Below are 19,613 nucleotides of genomic sequence, written 5' to 3' on the forward strand. Positions count from 1 at the left end.
CGCCCACCTTATTTTTAAGCATGTTAATACAAAAAAAACGGTATCCGAAGATACCGTTTCTAGGATTACTTATTTCTAACGATTTTATCTAACAAACCGTTGACGAACTTGTGACTATCATCAGCTCCAAAAGCTTTAGCAAGTTCGATACCTTCATTGATGGCAACCTTAAAAGGGACATCTTTTTTGAAGGTCAGCTCAAATGTTGCTAAACGTACTATGGCTTTTTCAACCGGTGATACTTCACTAAAATCACGGTCTAAGTGTGGTTTTAGTAATTCATCTATCTGAGCGACTTTAGCTGTAACGCCCGCTAAAAGCTCACGAAAATAAGCAACATCAACACCGTCTAAACTTTGTTCGGTTAAAAACTCATGTTCAACATCAGCAACATTGTTGTCTGTTAGCTGCCATGAATAAATAGCTTGAACGGCTAAACGGCGTGCCTTGCGGCGCTCTGAAGGCTTCATTAAATTTCCTACTATACCAACTGTTTTTCTAACTCTTGAAGCACGTTAACCATTTCAAGCAAGCTTAATGCAGCTTCGCCGCCTTTATTGCCCGCTTTTGTACCTGAGCGCTCAATAGCTTGCTCAATGGTATCAGTTGTTAACACACCAAAAGAAACGGGGATGTCGTACTCTAATGCTACTTGAGCAAGTCCCTTATTACATTCACCGGCAACCATATCAAAATGAGGTGTTCCACCGCGGATCACAGCACCAAGTGAGATAATGCCATCAAACTTTCCACTTGCAGCAACTCGACGAGCAGCTAGTGGTAATTCCACGGCGCCAGGTACGCGCACAACAGTAATGTTTTCATCTGGAACCTGGCCAAAACGTTTTAAAGTATCTAGTGCGCCACTAAGCAGACTTTCAACAACAAAGCTATTGAAACGCGATACTACGATCGCCACTTTTGCATTTTTCGCTTCGATATTACCTTGAACTATGTTCATTTTTATCTTACCTAATTTAGCTAAAGCACCCAGCCTGGGCGAAAGAGGCGGTATGATAACACAGCCGACCACTCTGAGCGCAATGCAATTATTGAAAATTTTAAATTGAATTTATTAACAATTTATTCCGAAATATATTCAGTTACTTCCAAGCCGAAACCCGACAAAGAATGATACTGCTTAGGCGAACTCAACAAGCGCATACTGGTGACACCAAGGCTTGATAAAATTTGTGACCCGACTCCAACGCGACGTGATGTACCTTGCCACGGAGCTGGAGCCATTGCTTGACCATTATCCTCAGCTTCAAATGACTTCACTTTAGCAAGCATGCTACTGGTGTGTTCTTGATTTCCAAGTAACACTAATACACCACCTTGCTCGGCGATTCGCGCCATCGCTTTTTCAAGCGGCCAGCTGCGTTTTTGATCGCGTTCTGAATGCAATAAATCATTGAAAGTATTTTGTAAATGGACACGTACGAGTGTGTTATCACCCACATTGCCTTTGATCAAAGCATAATGGAGTTGGTTATCGATAGTGTCTCTAAATGTCACCATGTCGAACTCGCCAAAACGAGTGGGTAATTTACATTTTGCTTCACGTACAACGGTGGTTTCTTTGTTATTACGATACTCAATTAAATCGGCAATTGTGCCAATTTTAATACCGTGCTTCTCACTAAATACTTCTAAATCAGGACAGCGAGCCATAGTGCCGTCTTCATTCAAAATTTCAACAATAACACCTGACGGCTCAAACCCGGCAAGACGCGCTAAGTCACAACCCGCTTCAGTATGACCTGCGCGGATCAATACGCCACCATCCTGTGCCATCAAAGGAAATATATGCCCTGGTTGAACTAAATCTGATGCTTTGGCGTTTTTGGCCACAGCAGCTTTTACAGTTACAGCTCTGTCGTGGGCAGATATCCCTGTGGTAACACCTTCAGCCGCCTCAATAGATACGGTAAAATTAGTTGAGAATTGAGCGTTATTGTTGGTCACCATTAAAGGCAAATTTAACTGCTGACAGCGTGCTTTTGTCATTGTTTGACAAATTAGGCCACGGCCGAAAGTGGCCATAAAATTGATGGCTTCAGGCGTGACACAATCGGCTGCCATGATAAGGTCGCCTTCATTTTCACGGTCTTCGTCATCCATTAAGATAACCATTTTACCGAGACGAATGTCTTCGATGATTTCTTCTATACTGTGTAAAGCCATGTAGGGACCTTTATTTGTTATTTAGGGTGATTATTTATGCTCAGCTCAATATATTCAAAGCAAAAACATGAGTCAAAATACTGTTCTATAAAGCGTAGAATAGGTTCTTATAAAGCTCAAAGCACTTTCTGATAAAATTCAACGGACTATTTCATATAGCCAGCATTGGCTAACATAGACAGAGTGACACCTGATTTAGGTTGCTGTTCATCCTGCGGCTGCATTAATCGTTCAAGATATCGGGCAATTAAGTCCACTTCAATATTTACGTTAGCGCCTGCTTTTAATTCGGTTAAGGTCGTTTCGCTTGCCGTGTGCGGCACAATAGTAAGTCTAAATTGATGACCTTTAACCTCATTTACGGTCAAGCTCACACCATCTATGGTAATTGAACCTTTGTGGGCAATATATTTAGCTAAATCAGCAGGAGCTGACAACCAAAACTCAATCGCTTGTCCGCGATACTGACGCCCATCAACTTTAGCGATACCGTCAACATGGCCGCTGACCATATGACCACCTAAACGTGTTGTTGCTGTCACTGCCTTTTCTAAGTTAACTTTCTGGCCAACCTGGTAATGTGCAAATCCTGTTAAAGTAACCGTTTCAGCAGAAACATCGGCAACATAACCATCAGCTAAACATTGCACTACGGTCAAACAGACGCCGTTTGTGGCAATGCTGTCGCCTAATTTTACATCGGATAAATCGAGTTTACCGCTAGCCACAGTTAACCGAATATCGTTACCTTTGCGCTCAATCTTGCGCAAGGTGCCTAGGGCTTCAATAATGCCTGTAAACATAGAGAGTCACTTTTCCTATTTCTGCCCAACAGAATTGAACATTAATGATGAGATATTTTAGCTTAAACCAAATACAAATCGTGTGTCTTGGCCGACATTTCGTTGATCTTTTAATACTATTTTGGGTATTTGATCCATTGATTGATAATCAGTTAAGGTCAGCATGTTGCGCCCTTCACTGCCCAACAGTTTTGGTGCTTGGTACAAAACAAGCTCATCGACCAGATTATGTTCAACAAAACTGCCTGAAAGTGTTGCCCCTGCTTCAATCATCACTGAGTTACAACTTTCACCCAAATATTTCAATAAGGTATCAAGACACACACGCCCTGCACTATTTGCTTTTACCTGCAGCAAACTAACATGGTTAGGAAAAAGTGCTTGTACAGCATTAGAGTAGCCACAGGTTGAAACTAATAGAATCGGTGTTTCAATACTGAATAGCATAAAATCTGCGGTTAATCGGGCTTGGGAATCTAACACGACTCTTAATGGCTGCTGTAGAGATGTGGGTGAAAGAGAACTTTTCAAGCTGCCAAGTTCTTCATAACGCACATTTAAGCTAGGATCATCTGCAATAATAGTTTCAACGCCCGTGATTAACGCGCAATGGCGGGCACGCATTCGTTGCACATCTTGTCTTGCTGCGGGACCGGTAATCCATTTAGAAACACCATTAGACAAGGCAGTTTTGCCATCTAAACTAGCGGCAACTTTCACCGTAACCCATGGCAAACCGGTTTTCATCCGCTTCATAAACCCTAGGTTTAACGTCAAAGCTTCAGCGGCTAATAAACCAACCTCAACTTGAATACCTGCATCTTGCAACATGGCAATACCGTTATCGGCTACTTGAGGGTTAGCGTCTTTCACTGCAATAACGACTCTAGCAACCTGGGCATTAATTAACCCTAAGGCGCAGGGCGGAGTACGTCCATAATGACTACAAGGCTCTAAAGTCACATAGGCTGTAGCGCCAACGGTAGAATATCCTTGTTTAGCGGCATCAGCCAATGCATTGACCTCTGCATGTCCTTGACCCGCAACTTGATGATAACCTTCACCAATAATAATTGAGTCTTGGACAAGTACGCAGCCAACAGATGGATTGGGGCGCGTAGTATAAAGACCTTTTCGCGCCAGCTGGATCGCACGACCCATCATTTGGGTATCAAATACACTAAAGCTAGTCATAAAAAGTTACTCAAGTCCTAGGGGAAGTTTATTTTTGCAATTTAGCAATCGCTTCGCCAAATTGTGACACATCTTCAAAAGCACGATAAACAGAGGCAAATCGAATATAAGCGACTTTATCTAGGCTCATTAATTGATCCATCATTAAATTACCTATCATCTCAGAATCAATTTCACGCTCACCTGTCGCGCGTAATGTGGACTTAATTTTAGTAATTGCTTGTTCGATTTCATCCATAGATACTGGACGTTTTTCAACCGCGCGCAACATACCACCACGAAGTTTTTCTTCATCAAAAGGTTGGCGGCTGCCATCACGTTTTATCACCCTAGGCATGACTAGCTCTGCACCTTCAAAGGTTGTAAAACGTTCATGGCATTCAGTGCATTCACGGCGACGGCGAACTTGGTGGCCATCTGCCACTAAACGTGAATCGATAACTTTAGTATCAGTCGCGCTACAAAAAGGACAATGCATTGAACCTCCGAAAATAAAATGGCCACTAAAATTAGTGGCCATTAAAGTTTATCCTATTTACTCATCAAGGTTAAGCTAACCTTTAGGGATAGCATTAGTGATGAAAGGATATTCCGTGCAGCAGGAATTATCCGTAAACAGGGAACTTAGCGCATAAGGCCAACACTTGACCTTTTACGCTATCAATCACAGTTTGGTTTTGTGCGTCATCTAAAATGTCACAAATCCAACCCGTTAATTGCTTCGCTTCAGCTTCTTTAAAGCCACGGCGAGTAATAGCTGGGGTACCAATACGAACACCTGAAGTTACAAATGGTGAACGTGGATCATCAGGTACTGAGTTTTTATTAACCGTGATATTGGCACTACCTAACGCTGCATCAGCTTCTTTACCGGTTAAGTCGCGACCGATTAAATCAACAAGCATTAAGTGGTTTTCAGTACCGCCAGAAACAATTTTGTATCCGCGCGCTAAAAATACTTCAACCATTGCTTTAGCATTTTTAACAACTTGTTGTTGGTAAACTTTAAACTCAGGCTCTAGTGCTTCTTTAAACGCAACCGCTTTACCAGCAATAACATGCATTAATGGGCCGCCTTGGCCACCAGGAAACACTGCAGAGTTTAATTTTTTGTATAAGTCTTCATCATTAGCTGCAGAAATAATGATACCGCCACGTGGGCCAGCTAATGTTTTATGCGTTGTAGAAGTAACAACATGTGCATGAGGTACTGGAGTTGGATAAACACCTGCAGCAATAAGGCCCGCAACGTGCGCCATATCCACAAAAAAGTATGCGCCAATTTTATCCGCTATTTCACGCATTCTGGCCCAGTCAACAATACCAGAATAAGCAGAGAAACCACCAATCATCATCTTAGGTTTATGTTCTACCGCTAAACGTTCCATTTCGTCATAATCAATTTTGCCCGACTCATCGATACCATAAGGAATGATGTTATATAATTTACCAGAAAAGTTAACTGGTGAACCGTGGGTTAAATGACCGCCGTGAGCTAAATTCATACCAAGTACAGTGTCGCCTGGCTTTAACAATGCCATAAATACTGCACTGTTTGCTTGTGAACCTGAATGCGGTTGTACGTTGGCGTAAGTTGCGCCAAATAACTCTTTAGCACGTTCAATGGCTAAGGTTTCAACAACATCAACATACTCACAACCACCGTAGTAACGCTTACCTGGATAGCCTTCAGCATACTTATTGGTTAACTGTGAACCTTGAGCTTCCATAACACGTGGACTGGTATAGTTTTCAGATGCTATTAACTCGATGTGCTCTTCTTGGCGACAAGTTTCATCTTCAATGGCTTTAAATAGTTCTGGATCGTAATCCGCTATATTCATCGCTTTCTTAAGCATGGTAACTCCAACGGTAGGTTTTATATTAGTAGGGTTGCGCGGTATTCTACTCTGCAAATGCAAACAATCCCAGCCTTTACAGCATGAATTTAGTTACTAAATAACAATAGAAAATCTCATGCAAAATTAAAAATAACCTTAATTTACAATCGGTAACTATTTTTACCTTGGTATTTTAAACATTTTTTTTAAGCTACATAATGCGTAAAACAGTCATCAAAAACACTGTTCTATTTTTACGACTTTAAATGCTTATATTTGGCAGTTAAATATAACTGCTAACTCAGATAGATATTTAAACTAAATTCTAGCAAATACTAGTTAGCGCGTTACAAGATATAAAAATCGACTGATAACAATCAAAATCAGATTTAAGTTCGATTAAGATTCCATTAGAATCATTCTATTCTGTGTTAATCAATGTTGGAACCTCATGGCTCAATTTGTATATAGCATGCTAAGAGTGGGCAAAATTGTCCCACCTAAAAAGCAGATTTTAAAAGACATCTCTTTAAGTTTTTTCCCTGGCGCAAAAATCGGCGTATTAGGTTTAAACGGTTCAGGTAAATCAACACTGCTGCGCATTATGGCTGGTCTTGATACTGAGATTGAGGGCGAAGCTCGCCCTATGCCTGGCCTTAAAATTGGTTACTTGCCACAGGAACCGAAATTAAACTTAAACCAAACCGTACGTGAAGCGGTTGAAGAAGCGGTAAGCGAAGCTAAAAACGCGCTGACTCGTTTAGATGAAGTTTATGCTTTATATGCTGAGCCTGATGCAGACTTTGATGCATTAGCAAAAGAGCAAGGCGAATTAGAAGCTATTATTCAAGCCCAGGACGCACATAATCTTGACAATGTATTAGAGCGCGCTGCCAATGCATTACGTCTGCCTGATTGGGATGAGAAAATTGAAGTATTATCGGGTGGTGAGCGTCGTCGAGTTGCTATTTGTCGTTTGTTACTTGAAAAACCTGAAATGCTGCTACTTGACGAACCAACCAACCATTTAGATGCTGAATCGGTTGCTTGGCTTGAACACTTTTTACAAGAATATACCGGCACCGTAGTGGCGATTACCCATGACCGTTACTTCCTGGATAATGCTGCTGGTTGGATTTTAGAGCTTGACCGCGGTGAAGGTATTCCATGGGAAGGTAACTATTCTTCTTGGTTGGAACAGAAAAATGATCGTCTTAAGCTAGAGTCAGCCACAGAAAGTGCGCGTCAAAAGACTATCGCCAAAGAGTTAGAATGGGTACGTCAAGGCGCTAAAGGCCGTCAATCCAAAGGCAAAGCACGTATGGCGCGCTTTGAAGAGTTAAACACTAACGATTACCAAAAACGTAATGAAACCAATGAACTATTCATTCCACCTGGACCACGCTTAGGCGATAAAGTCATTGAGATTACCAACTTAACTAAATCCTATGGCGATCGGGTATTAATTGATGATTTAACCTTCACTGTGCCTAAAGGCGCAATTGTCGGTATTATTGGTGCTAACGGCGCGGGTAAGTCAACATTGTTTAAAATGATATCTGGTACAGAACAACCTGATAGCGGCACTATCTCTGTGGGTGAATCGGTGCAAATAGCCTCAGTAGATCAGTTCCGTGATTCAATGAATGATAAAAATACCGTTTGGCAAGAGATCTCCGGCGGTCAGGATATTATGAAAGTCGGTAATATGGAGATACCAAGCCGAGCTTATGTTGGTCGTTTTAACTTCCGCGGTGGAGACCAGCAAAAAATTATCGGCACTTTATCAGGGGGTGAGCGCAACCGTGTGCACCTATCTAAATTGCTTCAAGCTGGTGGTAACGTATTACTACTCGATGAGCCTACCAATGACTTAGATGTAGAAACCTTGCGCGCATTAGAAGAAGCGTTATTAGAGTTTCCAGGTTGCGCCATGGTCATTTCACATGACCGTTGGTTCTTAGATCGCATAGCAACCCACATTCTAGATTACCGTGATGAAGGTAAAGTGAACTTCTATGAAGGTAACTATACTGAATATTCTACTTGGCTGAAAAGCACTTATGGTGCTGATATTGTTGAGCCGCATCGCTTAAAATACAAGCGCATGACAAAATAAAACAACGCTACTAACAACAGGGGCTTCGGCCCCTGTTTTATTATTGTTTAATAATTGTGAGATGAAACACAACGCATTACGTCAATTTTTTGTCATTTATACTCAATCCTCGCCATAATCTGTTTGTAAACCCCTAACAAGTTAAGTATTATCACTTATTAATGGATTATTTTGTGCGTTGCTGATTTTTGTTAACAATTTCATTTTGCAGCGATTGTATAAGCTAATAGTTATTCAACGGAGATATCAGTGAGATACGGTTCAATTAGCCTTGCGTTATTGTGCTTATTTGCGAGCAACTCTTTTGCTGCATTAGAAGTCATCAACCCAGAAGAAGAAAGACGTCTAACTCAAATTGAAGATCAATTCGATATTGATGCGCTATTAATTTCAGTTAATAACAAATTTACCCAACATAATAAGAAAGCCTTCGACATCGAAGAGTTAGTTGAAAAAATTGAAAGTGAAAAACTATCGTATGATATGTTAATCACTGATTTACCTAAAAAAATTCTTGCTAAAGATAATTTACCTCAAGTCTATAAGCAAATTGAATCTACGGTAAATAAAATCGATCAGCTTGAAACTCGCTCAATTCAAGAGTCTGCAGCTTTAGAAGCTGAAAACACTGAAATTTTGGCAGAATATAACGCGATTAATAGCAAGCGTACTGAACAAAGTAAGCAGTTGTTTAAGTTGAAAACCGATATTACTAACCGCTTGATTGGCGATTTATCAAAATCAAGCAGTAGCCTTCCGGTTAACATTAATGGTTCAACTGAGTGCTCTAAATATCAGTCAATTACTGAGTGTTTAAAAGAATCTAAAAGCTTTATTTTAACTAATACCCGTAATGAGTCACCGTTTTTGAACGATAAAAGCGTGTTATTGTCGTACGAAGTAGTCGATGCCAACATGAATATGAATGGTAACTTAAACTACAAAGTAGCAATGAAGTTTAAACCATCATATAACAACAAAATTGACCAGTTACTCAATGAACGATTAGGGTTGAGTTCAGCCATGATCACTCTGGTCAGTAATGTGCCTGCTGATTGGTTTATTAATGGTGTTAAAATTGGTACTGGTAAAGAATTATTCCATGAAATCCCTTTAGGTAAGCATGGTATTTTGGCGTCGTATCAATCAAAAGATAAATCAAGTGTTGAGAATATTGAAGGCAACGGCGTATTCAATTACACCTTTGACTCGTCAGGCTCGACCCTAAGAAAAAGTAACAACACTGAGTCTCCTGGTGTTGCTGCTGAATCGCCTAAAGGTGAGATCAAGCAAAAATCAAAAGCCAAGTACACTTTAATGGCTGACCAAACAAGCATTAAAGAAACCAAAGAACCAGAAGAAAAAAAATCACTGTCTGAACGAGGTTATGAGTATTTTATGGGTGTCACACCATCCAATAAAAAGCAAAATTTTGAATTTACCAACGAACCGGTAGAAAAGTAATTTACTCGATATTAGCTTAACGCTCAACAAAGCCATGCCACAGTGCATGGTTTTTTTATGGCGCTATTTTATCCACGCATCAAAATGTCACGTTCCTACTAACATGCTTAGAAACATAAAGTACTCATAGCTTTACATTACTTTACGCACTTATTTATTTAAATTACATACAATAGCTTTAACCTTCCAATTTTCCACCCTTATTGTCGGCTAGTATTAGCGTTGAGAGCTCTGTATCTATGAAAAAATTTATCGTTTTTATTATCTTGCTTACTCTACCTATTGCAGGATTTATTATAAGTACAAATAAGCAGCCTCAAAAAAACACTCGACCAGAGCGAGTTATTCCCGTGGTAACGGCAATGGTTGATAATCATCCTTTAGCACAATCGGTTACCTTGGTCGGTAAATTAAAAGCAAAGCAGTCGGTATTTCTTGCCCCACAGGTCAATGGAAAAATAGCCGACATTAAAGTTAAATCAAATCAGTATGTCGAAAAAGGCCAGATATTAATTACATTAGAAAACGCCAAAGCCAAAGCAAATATGACTGAAGCTCAAGCATATTATGTTGATGAACTCAGAGTTCAAGACGAATTTGGACGACTTATTCATGTTAATGCTATCACTCAAACTGAAATTGAAGCCCAAAAAGCCAAGGTTAATGTTGCTTCAGCTAGACTGGCTGCTACAAGTGCTGATTTAAGTTACCACGATTTAACGGCTCCCTTTTCAGGCAATATCGGCCTAATCAATTTCAGCCGCGGAAAAATGGTCAACGCGGCTGAAACCTTATTAACCCTCGATGATTTGAGCCATTTATACCTCGACTTAAATATTCCTGAGCATTATTTATCTTTACTCAGTACTGGTATGACTATCCATGCAACAAGTCGCGCATGGGCTGATAAAAGCTTTGGCGGTAACGTAACGGCTATCGATTCACGTGTTAATGAAGAAACCTTAAATTTGACTGTCAGAGCAGAATTTAGCAATACAGATGGCCAGCTAAAGCCTGGCATGATGATGTCAGCTAAAATAGTTTTTCCTAGTGTATCCTCACCTATTGTGCCTGTTCAAGCACTTGAATACTCAGGGACTAAGCGTTTTGTATACCTCATAGATAAAGATAATATTGCTCAAAAAACTGAAGTTGAACTTGGGGCTAGGATTGATAATAAAGTACTGATTAATAGTGGGTTAAATGTTGGCGACCATATAGTCGTTCAGGGCTTAGTAAATATGCGCGATGGTATCAAAGTGAATGACTTGAGTGGCGCGAAAATGACTTCCGATGACAGGTCGACTCAACTTCAGGAGCTAAAATAATGTGGTTAAGTGATACTGCGGTTAAGCGACCTGTTGTAGCAATTGTACTGAGCATTTTACTGTGTGTATTTGGCTTAGTGTCTTTCTCGAAACTGTCTGTACGAGAAATGCCTGATGTTGAAAATCCTGTAGTAACGGTAATGACCACTTATAGTGGCGCATCAGCCACCATTATGGAAGGCCAAATAACCAAAACCATTGAGGATGAACTGACGGGTATTAGTGGTATTGATGAATTGACCTCGACGACGCGCAATGGCATGTCACGTATATCAATTCAATTTAAACTTGGTTGGAATTTAACAGAAGGCGTCAGTGATGTTCGAGATGCTGTTGCTAAGGCACAAAGAAGGCTTCCTGATGAAGCTAATGACCCAATAGTATCTAAAGATAACGGCACGGGTGAGCCTTCTATCTATGTCAATTTAAGTTCATCTAAAATGGATAGAACACAATTAACAGATTATGCCCAACGGGTACTTGAAGACAGATTTAGTTTAATCACTGGTGTAAGTTCGGTCGATATTTCAGGTGGATTATACAAGGTAATGTATGTTCAACTGCAGCCACAACAGATGGCGGGTAGAAATGTTACCACCAGCGATATTGTCAATGCACTCAAAACTGAGAACGTAGAAACACCCGGCGGTGAAGTACGTAACGATACCACAGTCATGGCGGTCAGAACCAAGCGATTATACTACACAGCTGAGGATTTTGATTACTTAGTCGTGCGCACTGCCACTGACGGTCAACCTATATATTTAAAAGATGTTGCCCAAGTCTTTTTAGGGGCAGAAAATGAAAATTCAACCTTTAAGAGTAATGGGGTTGTTAATCTTAGCCTAGGCATAATACCGCAATCTGATGCAAACCCACTTGATGTTGCCCAACAGGTTTATAAGGAAGTAGCTAACGTACAGCAGTTTTTACCCGAAGACACCCAACTGGTTGTTGACTATGATGCTAACGTCTTTATCGACCGTTCAATTAACGAGGTTTATAACACGCTGTTTATCACTGGGGTGTTAGTGGTATTGGTACTGTATATTTTTATTGGCCAAGTTAGAGCAACCCTTATCCCTGCGGTCACTGTACCAGTATCACTTATTGCGGCATTTATGGCTGCTTATAGTCTAGGTTATTCAATTAACTTATTAACCTTAATGGCGTTAATACTTGCTATCGGTTTAGTCGTCGATGATGCCATTGTGGTGGTGGAAAATATCTTCCACCATATAGATAAAGGTGAACCGCCATTATTAGCTGCCTATAAAGGCACCCAAGAAGTGAGTTTTGCCGTGGTCTCTACCACATTAGTCTTGGTGATGGTTTTCTTACCGATTTCATTTATGGATGGCATGGTTGGGTTATTATTCACTGAATTCTCGGTAATGCTTGCTATGTCGGTTATATTTTCATCTTTGATTGCTTTAACCTTAACGCCGGTACTTGCCAGTAAATTATTAAAAGCCAATGTAAAGCCTAATGCTTTTAATCTGTGGATAGATAAACATTTTAACAACTTAGAACAGTCGTATCGTCAGGGAGTAACCTGGGCAATACAGTGGCGACTTGCTGCACCAATCGTCATTATGGCTTGTCTTGGTGGCAGCTACTTGCTTATGCAACAAGTACCATCACAATTAGCACCGCAAGAAGATCGCGGTGTATTGTACGCCTTTATTAAAGGTGCTGAGGGTACAAGCTATAACCGCATGATAGCTAACATGGACATAGTAGAACAAAGACTGATGCCATTATTAGGTCAAGGCACGTTTAAGTCATTCAGTGTTCAAGCACCGGCCTTTGGTGGTCGTGCAGGTGATCAAACCGGTTTTGTTATTATGCAATTAGAAGACTGGGCGGACAGAGATACCGATGTAAAACAAGCTTTAGCACTTATTTCATCAACCCTTAAAGATATTCCTGATGTGATGGTAAGGCCTATGATGCCAGGCTTTAGAGGTCAATCGAGCGAACCTGTACAGTTTGTATTGGGCGGTTCTGACTATCAAGAGTTATTCAAATGGGCCCAAATACTTCAACAAGAAGCTGATGCTAGCCCTATTCTTGAAGGCGCTGATTTAGATTATGCCGAAACCACACCAGAATTAGTGGTCACAATCGACAAACAAAGAGCGGCAGAACTTGGGATAAGCGTAGCGACAGTGTCTGACACACTAGAGATCATGTTAGGAGGGCGCAGTGAGACCACCTTTATCGACCGCGGTGAAGAATATGATGTTTACCTTAGAGGTAATGAAAATAGCTTTAACAGTGTCGCTGATTTAAGCAAAATTTATCTTCGCTCAAACAAAGGCGAATTAATTACTTTAGACAGCGTGACTGATATTGAAGAAGTCGCTTCACCTCAAAGGTTAAGCCATACTAATAAGCAAAAATCAATTACCCTCAAAGCTAACTTAGGTGAAGGCTACACCTTAGGAGAAGGATTAAGCTTTCTTGAACAGCGCGCGATTGAATTACTCCCTGCAGACATCTCGATTGCTTACACTGGAGAGTCTAAGGACTTTAAAGAAAACCAAAGTGGCGTTTTGATTGTATTTGGCTTAGCGTTATTAATTGCCTACCTAGTCTTAGCAGGACAATTTGAAAGTTTTATCAACCCTTTAGTTGTTATGCTGACTGTTCCTATGGGCATATTAGGTGGATTTATTGGGTTAGTGCTTACCAGCCAAGGTATTAATATTTACAGCCAAATTGGCATGATCATGTTAATTGGCATGGTCACTAAAAATGGTATTTTGATTGTCGAATTTGCTAACCAATTACGTGATCGCGGCCTTGAGTTAAATCAGGCCATTATTGATGCATCGGCTAGACGTTTACGGCCTATTCTAATGACAGCTTTTACAACCTTAATTGGTGCACTACCACTAATACTGTCGACGGGTGCAGGCAGTGAAAGCCGCATTGCGGTTGGTACTGTGATATTTTTTGGCATGGCATTCGCCACTCTAGTAACCCTGTTTGTTATACCCGCTATGTATCGGTTAATTTCAGCATCAACCAAATCACCTAGCTTTGTGGCCAAACAATTAGAAGAGGCGATTGAAAAACAACGTCAGGCTAAGCTTACATAGTGCTTAAGCTTACATAGTGCTTGGCTTAATATGGTAGCATGCACTATTAATGCTTTATTACACTCATGTCCCAAAAGGTTAATTAATGTATAAAATTGCTGTGTTTGTTGATGTTCAAAATGTGTATTACACCTGTAAGCAAGCTTTTGATCGCAGCTTCAATTACCGTGAATTATACAAACAATTAGCGGACAGGGGCGAGATTACCCATGCAATTGCTTATGCGATTGCGCCAAATGATGATGGTCAGGTCAAGTTTCAAGATGCGCTAAAATATATAGGCTTTACGGTTAAGACCAAACCCTACATACAACGCAGCGATGGCTCAGCCAAAGGTGATTGGGATGTAGGAATAACCATTGATATGCTTGAACTGTCAGCTGACGTTAATGAAGTTATTTTACTGTCAGGGGATGGTGATTTTGACCTACTGATTAAAGCGATTAATCGTAAATATGACTGTTTAACCCATGTGATCAGTGTGCCTCGGTTAACGGCAAAGTCACTCACAGATCAATGTCAGCAGCATACCCCAATAGATTTTACACTGCTGCGTTAACCGGCGTATTATTCAAAGGCCTCTATTTAGCGCTATGGCTGACTAAGGTTGGGTTAAGTAAATTATCGTGTACCAGGCTACGATGGTATACCTCATCAAAAATAGCGGTATTTAGCTTAACAATTATGTCCGCTATAGATACACCATCCATTTTAAAAGTATCAAAGTGACATTAGAAAAACCTTATTAACTTAGTTATGCCTTTGATATTGACCTAATGGAAATGCTTACTGAAATATCCCATAACTCTATGCTTAATATATTGACTGATAAATTGTCCAAAATCCTCTACACTGCCATCGTTTCATTTCGACTTACACGCTAATAATGCACCGTTTTATACAAACGATAAAACAGTTAGGAAAATTATGAACAAACCTGCTAATCACAACTCGCTCATTTGGAGTGATACCGCTCACTTTGCCGTACAAATTTATTATGAAGACACTGATTTTTCAGGCGTGGTTTATCATCCTAATTTTTTAAAGTACTTTGAACGTGCACGTGAACACGTTATTGGGGCAAATGTATTACAACAACTTTGGAATGAACAAGGTTTAGGTTTTGCTGTGTATAAAAGCGATATGATTTGTCATGATGGGGTGGAGTTTGCTGATATTATCGATGTTAGAACGCAATTTTGCTTTGAAAGTAAATATCGCACTATATGGAAGCAAGAGATATGGCGCCCTAATGCAAATAAAGCAGCAGTAACCGCTAATATTGAAATGGTTTGTATGAATAAAAACCGACAACTCGCACCGATGACAACTGATTTGATTGCATTGCTTAATAAGACTATGCCTTAATACGATTATGCCTGTTTAATCGGTAATAGTTTTATTACGTTATCAGGGTAACGAATAATATGAATGCTATATCACTGCAGTGAGTGGCAATAAAAGCTGCGTCAATTATTATAAATAAGCCTGAAATTGGGATAGCTTTGGGTAAGCAAAGGCAAACTCAGTGGCATCACAAGGTTTAGAAAAGTAATCTCCTTGAATACGGTCAACACCAAACTCTGTTAATGTTTGTAAAATACTGAGCGTTTCAACGCCTTCAACCGTCACTTCAAAGCCCAGTTCTTTAGCCAGCGCAATGGTCATTTTTACAATACTTTGCGCTTGTTTTTCATTTTGAAAACCGTCCAAAAACGCCTTATCTATTTTCACTTCATTAACCGGTAAATGGCGTAAATAAGCCAGCGAAGAATGACCGGTACCAAAATCATCAATAGCCACTTTCATGCCAATTGCCTGTAAAGCCTCGACCGTACTTATTACGTGCTCAACAGATTCCATTAAGGTACTTTCGGTTATCTCAATCATCAAACATTCAGCAGGAACTAAATGCCGCTGCAGTGTAGTGGTAATATGACTCACCAAGTGTTCATTGTGTAAATCAGCACTGGATAAATTAATCGCCACTTTGACATTAATCCCCTGCTCTCGCCATTTAGCTTGCTGGGATACCACTTGCTCTAATACCCAATCGCTGATCATTCCGATCATGCCGGTTTTCTCAGCTAAAGGAATAAACTCATTGGGTGAAACATCGCCCAATCCTTCATGATGCCAACGAATAAGAGCCTCAACTTCAATACACTTACCCGCTTTAATATCTAACTTTGGCTGATAGACCATAAAAAGTTGATTTTGTCGTAAATTTTTGGGCAAACTATTTATAATCAATAACTCACGGTACTGTTTCTTATCATCATCTTTATCGTAATAAGCGATATTATTACGATGCAATTTAGATTTTTTTAACGCTAAATCTAATCGGCGTAGCATAGTGCTAACATCACCATGATGTTCCGCTACAGCTAGCACTCCTAGCTGTATTGTGACACTAATAGGTTGTTGTTCTATTTCAAATGGCAGTTGCAACTGCTGCTTTATTTCAATTAAATATTCATCGCTTACACAATCGGGGAAAAATAACAAAAATTCGTTACCATTCATCCGAGCAACAAACTGAGCTTTTCCCGGTAAACCTGCAACACGATGAGCAAAGGCCTTCAACAAAGAGTCACCAAAAACAAAGCCAAACAAGTCATTTACAAAACGAAACTGTTTAATATCAATAAGCACAATCATGCCTTGTTTTATCGGCATACGGCTGAGCATTTTGCGCTTAAAACCCACTCGATTTGATAAACCGGTGAGTTTGTCACGTTCAACGTTGAAAGAAATGGATTTCTGTAAATTGATTAATACAGTGATAAGCGGAGTGAAAACTTTAGGAATACGGCCAAAATCAACGGGAGACATCATTTGTAGCTGGCGTTCTAAGGTGTATGTCAGATGGTGCAAATATCGTTTTAGACGCCAACAATAAATGCCACCGACAACCAAAATGATGCCAAGTAAGGTGGCTAAAATGAGCACACTAAATAGATATACTGTCTGAGTCATCAAATTGTTTCATTCACGTTATTCCAGCAAAAATAATAATTATCACCCGTAATCGTTAGTACTAATTATTCATAACTTTCTTTAATTGAATGATATAGATCAGTAAACACATCACTGCCTAAATCCTCTGGCGTTACTGGTAATCCTCGATCAGCGAAAACACTGAGACGCTGCTCTAACTCTTCTCCCGCACGCAACTCGCCGGTATAAAAAGCGGCTGAGCGAATAAAGTCTAAATAGGTGACGCGTTCAGGCAAATAATGTAAATCAGCCCATCGCTCAACCACTTCAGTCACTTCAGGGGCAAAATCCCAACTTTTCAATACCGCTCGACCTATCGGTCCTTGCATTTTACGTACTAAGCCGCGTAGCTGATCGATACTAGCAAATAACTCTGGATGTAACTCTGCTTCAGACAATATAGGTAATGCACCAATATTATGTACCAATCCCGCTAAAGTAAGGGTTTCGCGGTCTAATTTTTTACTTGGATTACGCTTATTATAAATATCTAACATTGCACAAGCCGCTGCTGTCACTTCAATAGATGTTTTCCATACTTCATCCATGACTTCCCAGACCATTTCATTGGTAGAGATAAATAGCTGTTCCATTGCCACAGAAGTCGTAATGGACTTAATTTGAATTAAGCCAATACGGTTTACCGCTGCGGTAATATTTTCGGCTTTGTTTCCTCTTGAATATAATGCGCTATTGGCTACTTTAATGATCCGAGCTGAAATAGCCGCATCTTGACCAATAATATCACCCACTTGTTTCAAACTAGAGTCAGCACGGGCAACCACTTCTTGCACTCTCATGGCCACTTCAGGCAATGTTGGAAGTACTAATGAGTCGTCTTTTAGTTTTTTTAATAAGCTGACTAATAGTTGATGTTCAGTAGACATATTGTCTCCATCAAAAAAGGAAAATCGTTAAGATTAGAATTGTATACCGAATACAGGCTAATGTGCGAGTTAAGCTAATCAAAATCATTACAATGTTATAACTTTAGCAACAAAATCATATTACCACCTCAGCACAAGTTTAATATACACCTATATCACTGTTGGTAAGCTTAAAAGGAGAGTTACTTCACATAATAGAGGGTCATGTTTGCTCCACGGTTATATCTTAAGTACGATCCCGCCCCCGTTATTGGTGCGCTTTAAAAGCTAGATTGAGAGTAATTATGTTTAAACCAGAGCTATTGTCTCCAGCCGGTACCCTTAAAAATATGCGTTATGCTTTTGCTTATGGCGCAGACGCTGTATACGCTGGCCAGCCTCGCTATAGTTTACGGGTTAGAAATAATGAATTCAAAATGGAAAACTTGGCTTCTGGTATTCAAGAAGCACATTCTCTTGGTAAAAAACTCTATGTCGTGAGCAATATTGCGCCCCACAATGCCAAACTTAAAACCTATCTAAAAGATATGGAACCTGTGGTTGCGATGAAGCCTGATGCGCTAATCATGTCTGATCCAGGACTTATCATGATGGTACGAGAAGCTTTTCCTGAACAAGTGGTTCACCTTTCAGTACAAGCTAATGCGATTAACTGGGCATCGGTTAAATTTTGGCAACAACAAGGCATTAAACGAGTCATTTTATCCCGAGAATTGTCACTTGATGAAATAGAAGAAATTCGTCAGCGTTGCCCTGATATTGAGCTTGAAGTGTTTGTTCACGGTGCATTATGTATGGCTTATTCTGGTCGCTGCCTATTATCTGGTTATATTAATAAGCGCGATCCGAATCAAGGTACTTGCACTAATAGTTGCCGCTGGAAGTATGATGCCCATGAAGCCAAGCAAGATGACAATGGTGACATCATAGCACTGCAATCAAGCCCTTCAATTTATAATCCAAGGGATGCACAAATTACAGTACCTACCTTAGGTGCAGGTGCACCTACCGATAAAATGTTCTTACTCGAAGAGCCTGGTCGTCCAGGAGAACTCATGCCTGCCTTTGAAGATGAACACGGCACCTATATTATGAATTCAAAAGACTTGCGTGCGATTCAGCATGTCGACCGATTGACTAAAATGGGCATTAACTCATTAAAAATTGAAGGTCGAACTAAGTCTTTCTATTATGTGGCTCGCACTGCACAGTTATACCGTCAGGCAATTGAAGATGCCGCTGCGGGTAAGGACTTTAACCGAACACTTATGCATAATTTAGAAGGCTTAGCTCATCGAGGCTATACTGAAGGCTTCCTTCGCCGCCATGTGCATGACGAATACCAAAATTATGAACATGGTTATTCTGTTAGTGACACTCAACAATTTGTGGGCGAGTTTACAGGTAAACGTAATGTCGATGGCCTGGCCGAAATTGATGTTAAAAATAAGTTCTCCGTTGGTGATAGTGTAGAAATTATGACACCACAGGGTAATATGAACCTAACCATTAACCATCTTGTTAACCGTAAGGGTGAACAAGTTGAAGCTGGGTTAGGTTCTGGGCACTTTGTATTCCTAAAACTACCACCAGAAGTCAGTACTGATAAAGCAATTTTAATGCGTAACTTGCCACAAGGTCAGGATACTCGTAATCCTCATCAACAAGGTTAAACTATTATAA

The 19,613-nt window shown here is 40.1% G+C and carries 16 protein-coding genes; 7 read left to right on the plus strand and 9 right to left on the minus strand.

The genetic code is table 11. The features are described 5' to 3' along the window. Positions 1–65 precede the first annotated feature (65 nt). The 7 genes from nusB to glyA form a co-directional block, all read right to left on the minus strand. A complete protein-coding gene (gene nusB, locus FJ709_RS14150; RefSeq protein WP_226410668.1) occupies positions 66–470 on the minus strand; it encodes a transcription antitermination factor NusB in 405 nt (134 codons plus the stop codon). An 11-nt stretch (positions 471–481) separates the two neighbouring features. Beyond that, positions 482–961: a 6,7-dimethyl-8-ribityllumazine synthase gene (gene ribH, locus FJ709_RS14155; RefSeq protein WP_226410669.1), complete on the minus strand. Its 480-nt coding sequence runs from the start codon at positions 959–961 to the stop codon at positions 482–484. A gap of 122 nt (positions 962–1,083) precedes the next feature. Beyond that, the gene (gene ribBA / locus FJ709_RS14160) at positions 1,084–2,187 is read right to left on the minus strand and encodes a bifunctional 3,4-dihydroxy-2-butanone-4-phosphate synthase/GTP cyclohydrolase II (protein ID WP_226410670.1); all 1,104 of its coding nucleotides are present in this window, start codon (positions 2,185–2,187) and stop codon (positions 1,084–1,086) included. 146 nt (positions 2,188–2,333) lie between these two features. After that, complete coding sequence (locus FJ709_RS14165; protein ID WP_226410671.1) at positions 2,334–2,990, minus strand: riboflavin synthase; 657 nt, start codon at positions 2,988–2,990, stop codon at positions 2,334–2,336. Between the two features lie 57 nt (positions 2,991–3,047). Further along, positions 3,048–4,184 carry a bifunctional diaminohydroxyphosphoribosylaminopyrimidine deaminase/5-amino-6-(5-phosphoribosylamino)uracil reductase RibD gene (gene ribD, locus FJ709_RS14170; RefSeq protein ID WP_226410672.1) on the minus strand — a complete coding sequence of 379 codons (1,137 nt, stop codon included), beginning with the start codon at positions 4,182–4,184 and terminating at the stop codon, positions 3,048–3,050. A 28-nt stretch (positions 4,185–4,212) separates the two neighbouring features. Next, the gene (gene nrdR / locus FJ709_RS14175; protein ID WP_188840605.1) at positions 4,213–4,662 is read right to left on the minus strand and encodes a transcriptional regulator NrdR; all 450 of its coding nucleotides are present in this window, start codon (positions 4,660–4,662) and stop codon (positions 4,213–4,215) included. Positions 4,663–4,789: 127 nt separating this feature from the next. After that, complete coding sequence (gene glyA / locus FJ709_RS14180) at positions 4,790–6,043, minus strand: serine hydroxymethyltransferase (protein WP_226410673.1); 1,254 nt, start codon at positions 6,041–6,043, stop codon at positions 4,790–4,792. Positions 6,044–6,476: 433 nt separating this feature from the next. Here glyA and ettA point away from each other — a divergent pair, with 433 nt between their 5' ends. The 6 genes from ettA (at position 6,477) to FJ709_RS14210 (ending at position 15,411) form a co-directional block, all read left to right on the plus strand. Continuing rightward, positions 6,477–8,144: an energy-dependent translational throttle protein EttA gene (gene ettA, locus FJ709_RS14185; RefSeq protein ID WP_226410674.1), complete on the plus strand. Its 1,668-nt coding sequence runs from the start codon at positions 6,477–6,479 to the stop codon at positions 8,142–8,144. Between the two features lie 249 nt (positions 8,145–8,393). Beyond that, positions 8,394–9,608: a hypothetical protein gene (locus FJ709_RS14190; protein WP_226410675.1), complete on the plus strand. Its 1,215-nt coding sequence runs from the start codon at positions 8,394–8,396 to the stop codon at positions 9,606–9,608. Positions 9,609–9,847: 239 nt separating this feature from the next. Further along, complete coding sequence (locus tag FJ709_RS14195) at positions 9,848–10,936, plus strand: efflux RND transporter periplasmic adaptor subunit (RefSeq protein ID WP_226410676.1); 1,089 nt, start codon at positions 9,848–9,850, stop codon at positions 10,934–10,936. Continuing rightward, the gene (locus FJ709_RS14200; RefSeq protein ID WP_226410677.1) at positions 10,936–14,043 is read left to right on the plus strand and encodes a multidrug efflux RND transporter permease subunit; all 3,108 of its coding nucleotides are present in this window, start codon (positions 10,936–10,938) and stop codon (positions 14,041–14,043) included. Before FJ709_RS14195 ends, FJ709_RS14200 begins: the two co-directional genes overlap by 1 nt. Before the next feature lie 85 nt (positions 14,044–14,128). Beyond that, complete coding sequence (locus tag FJ709_RS14205) at positions 14,129–14,602, plus strand: LabA-like NYN domain-containing protein (protein WP_226410678.1); 474 nt, start codon at positions 14,129–14,131, stop codon at positions 14,600–14,602. A 368-nt stretch (positions 14,603–14,970) separates the two neighbouring features. Further along, positions 14,971–15,411, plus strand: coding sequence for a thioesterase family protein (locus tag FJ709_RS14210; protein ID WP_226410679.1), 441 nt, complete (start codon positions 14,971–14,973; stop codon positions 15,409–15,411). 108 nt (positions 15,412–15,519) lie between these two features. Here FJ709_RS14210 and FJ709_RS14215 read toward each other — a convergent pair whose 3' ends face one another. Further along, positions 15,520–17,022, minus strand: coding sequence for a putative bifunctional diguanylate cyclase/phosphodiesterase (locus FJ709_RS14215; protein WP_226410680.1), 1,503 nt, complete (start codon positions 17,020–17,022; stop codon positions 15,520–15,522). Between the two features lie 65 nt (positions 17,023–17,087). After that, positions 17,088–17,930 (minus strand): HDOD domain-containing protein, encoded by an 843-nt coding sequence (locus FJ709_RS14220; protein ID WP_226410681.1) that lies wholly within the window; start codon positions 17,928–17,930, stop codon positions 17,088–17,090. A gap of 284 nt (positions 17,931–18,214) precedes the next feature. Here FJ709_RS14220 and trhP point away from each other — a divergent pair, with 284 nt between their 5' ends. Further along, on the plus strand, positions 18,215–19,603 hold the full coding sequence (trhP, locus tag FJ709_RS14225) for a prephenate-dependent tRNA uridine(34) hydroxylase TrhP (RefSeq protein WP_226410682.1): 1,389 nt from the start codon (positions 18,215–18,217) through the stop codon (positions 19,601–19,603). Positions 19,604–19,613 lie beyond the last annotated feature (10 nt).

Origin of the sequence: Shewanella glacialimarina, from assembly GCF_020511155.1 — a bacterium.
GTDB lineage: Bacteria > Pseudomonadota > Gammaproteobacteria > Enterobacterales > Shewanellaceae > Shewanella > Shewanella glacialimarina.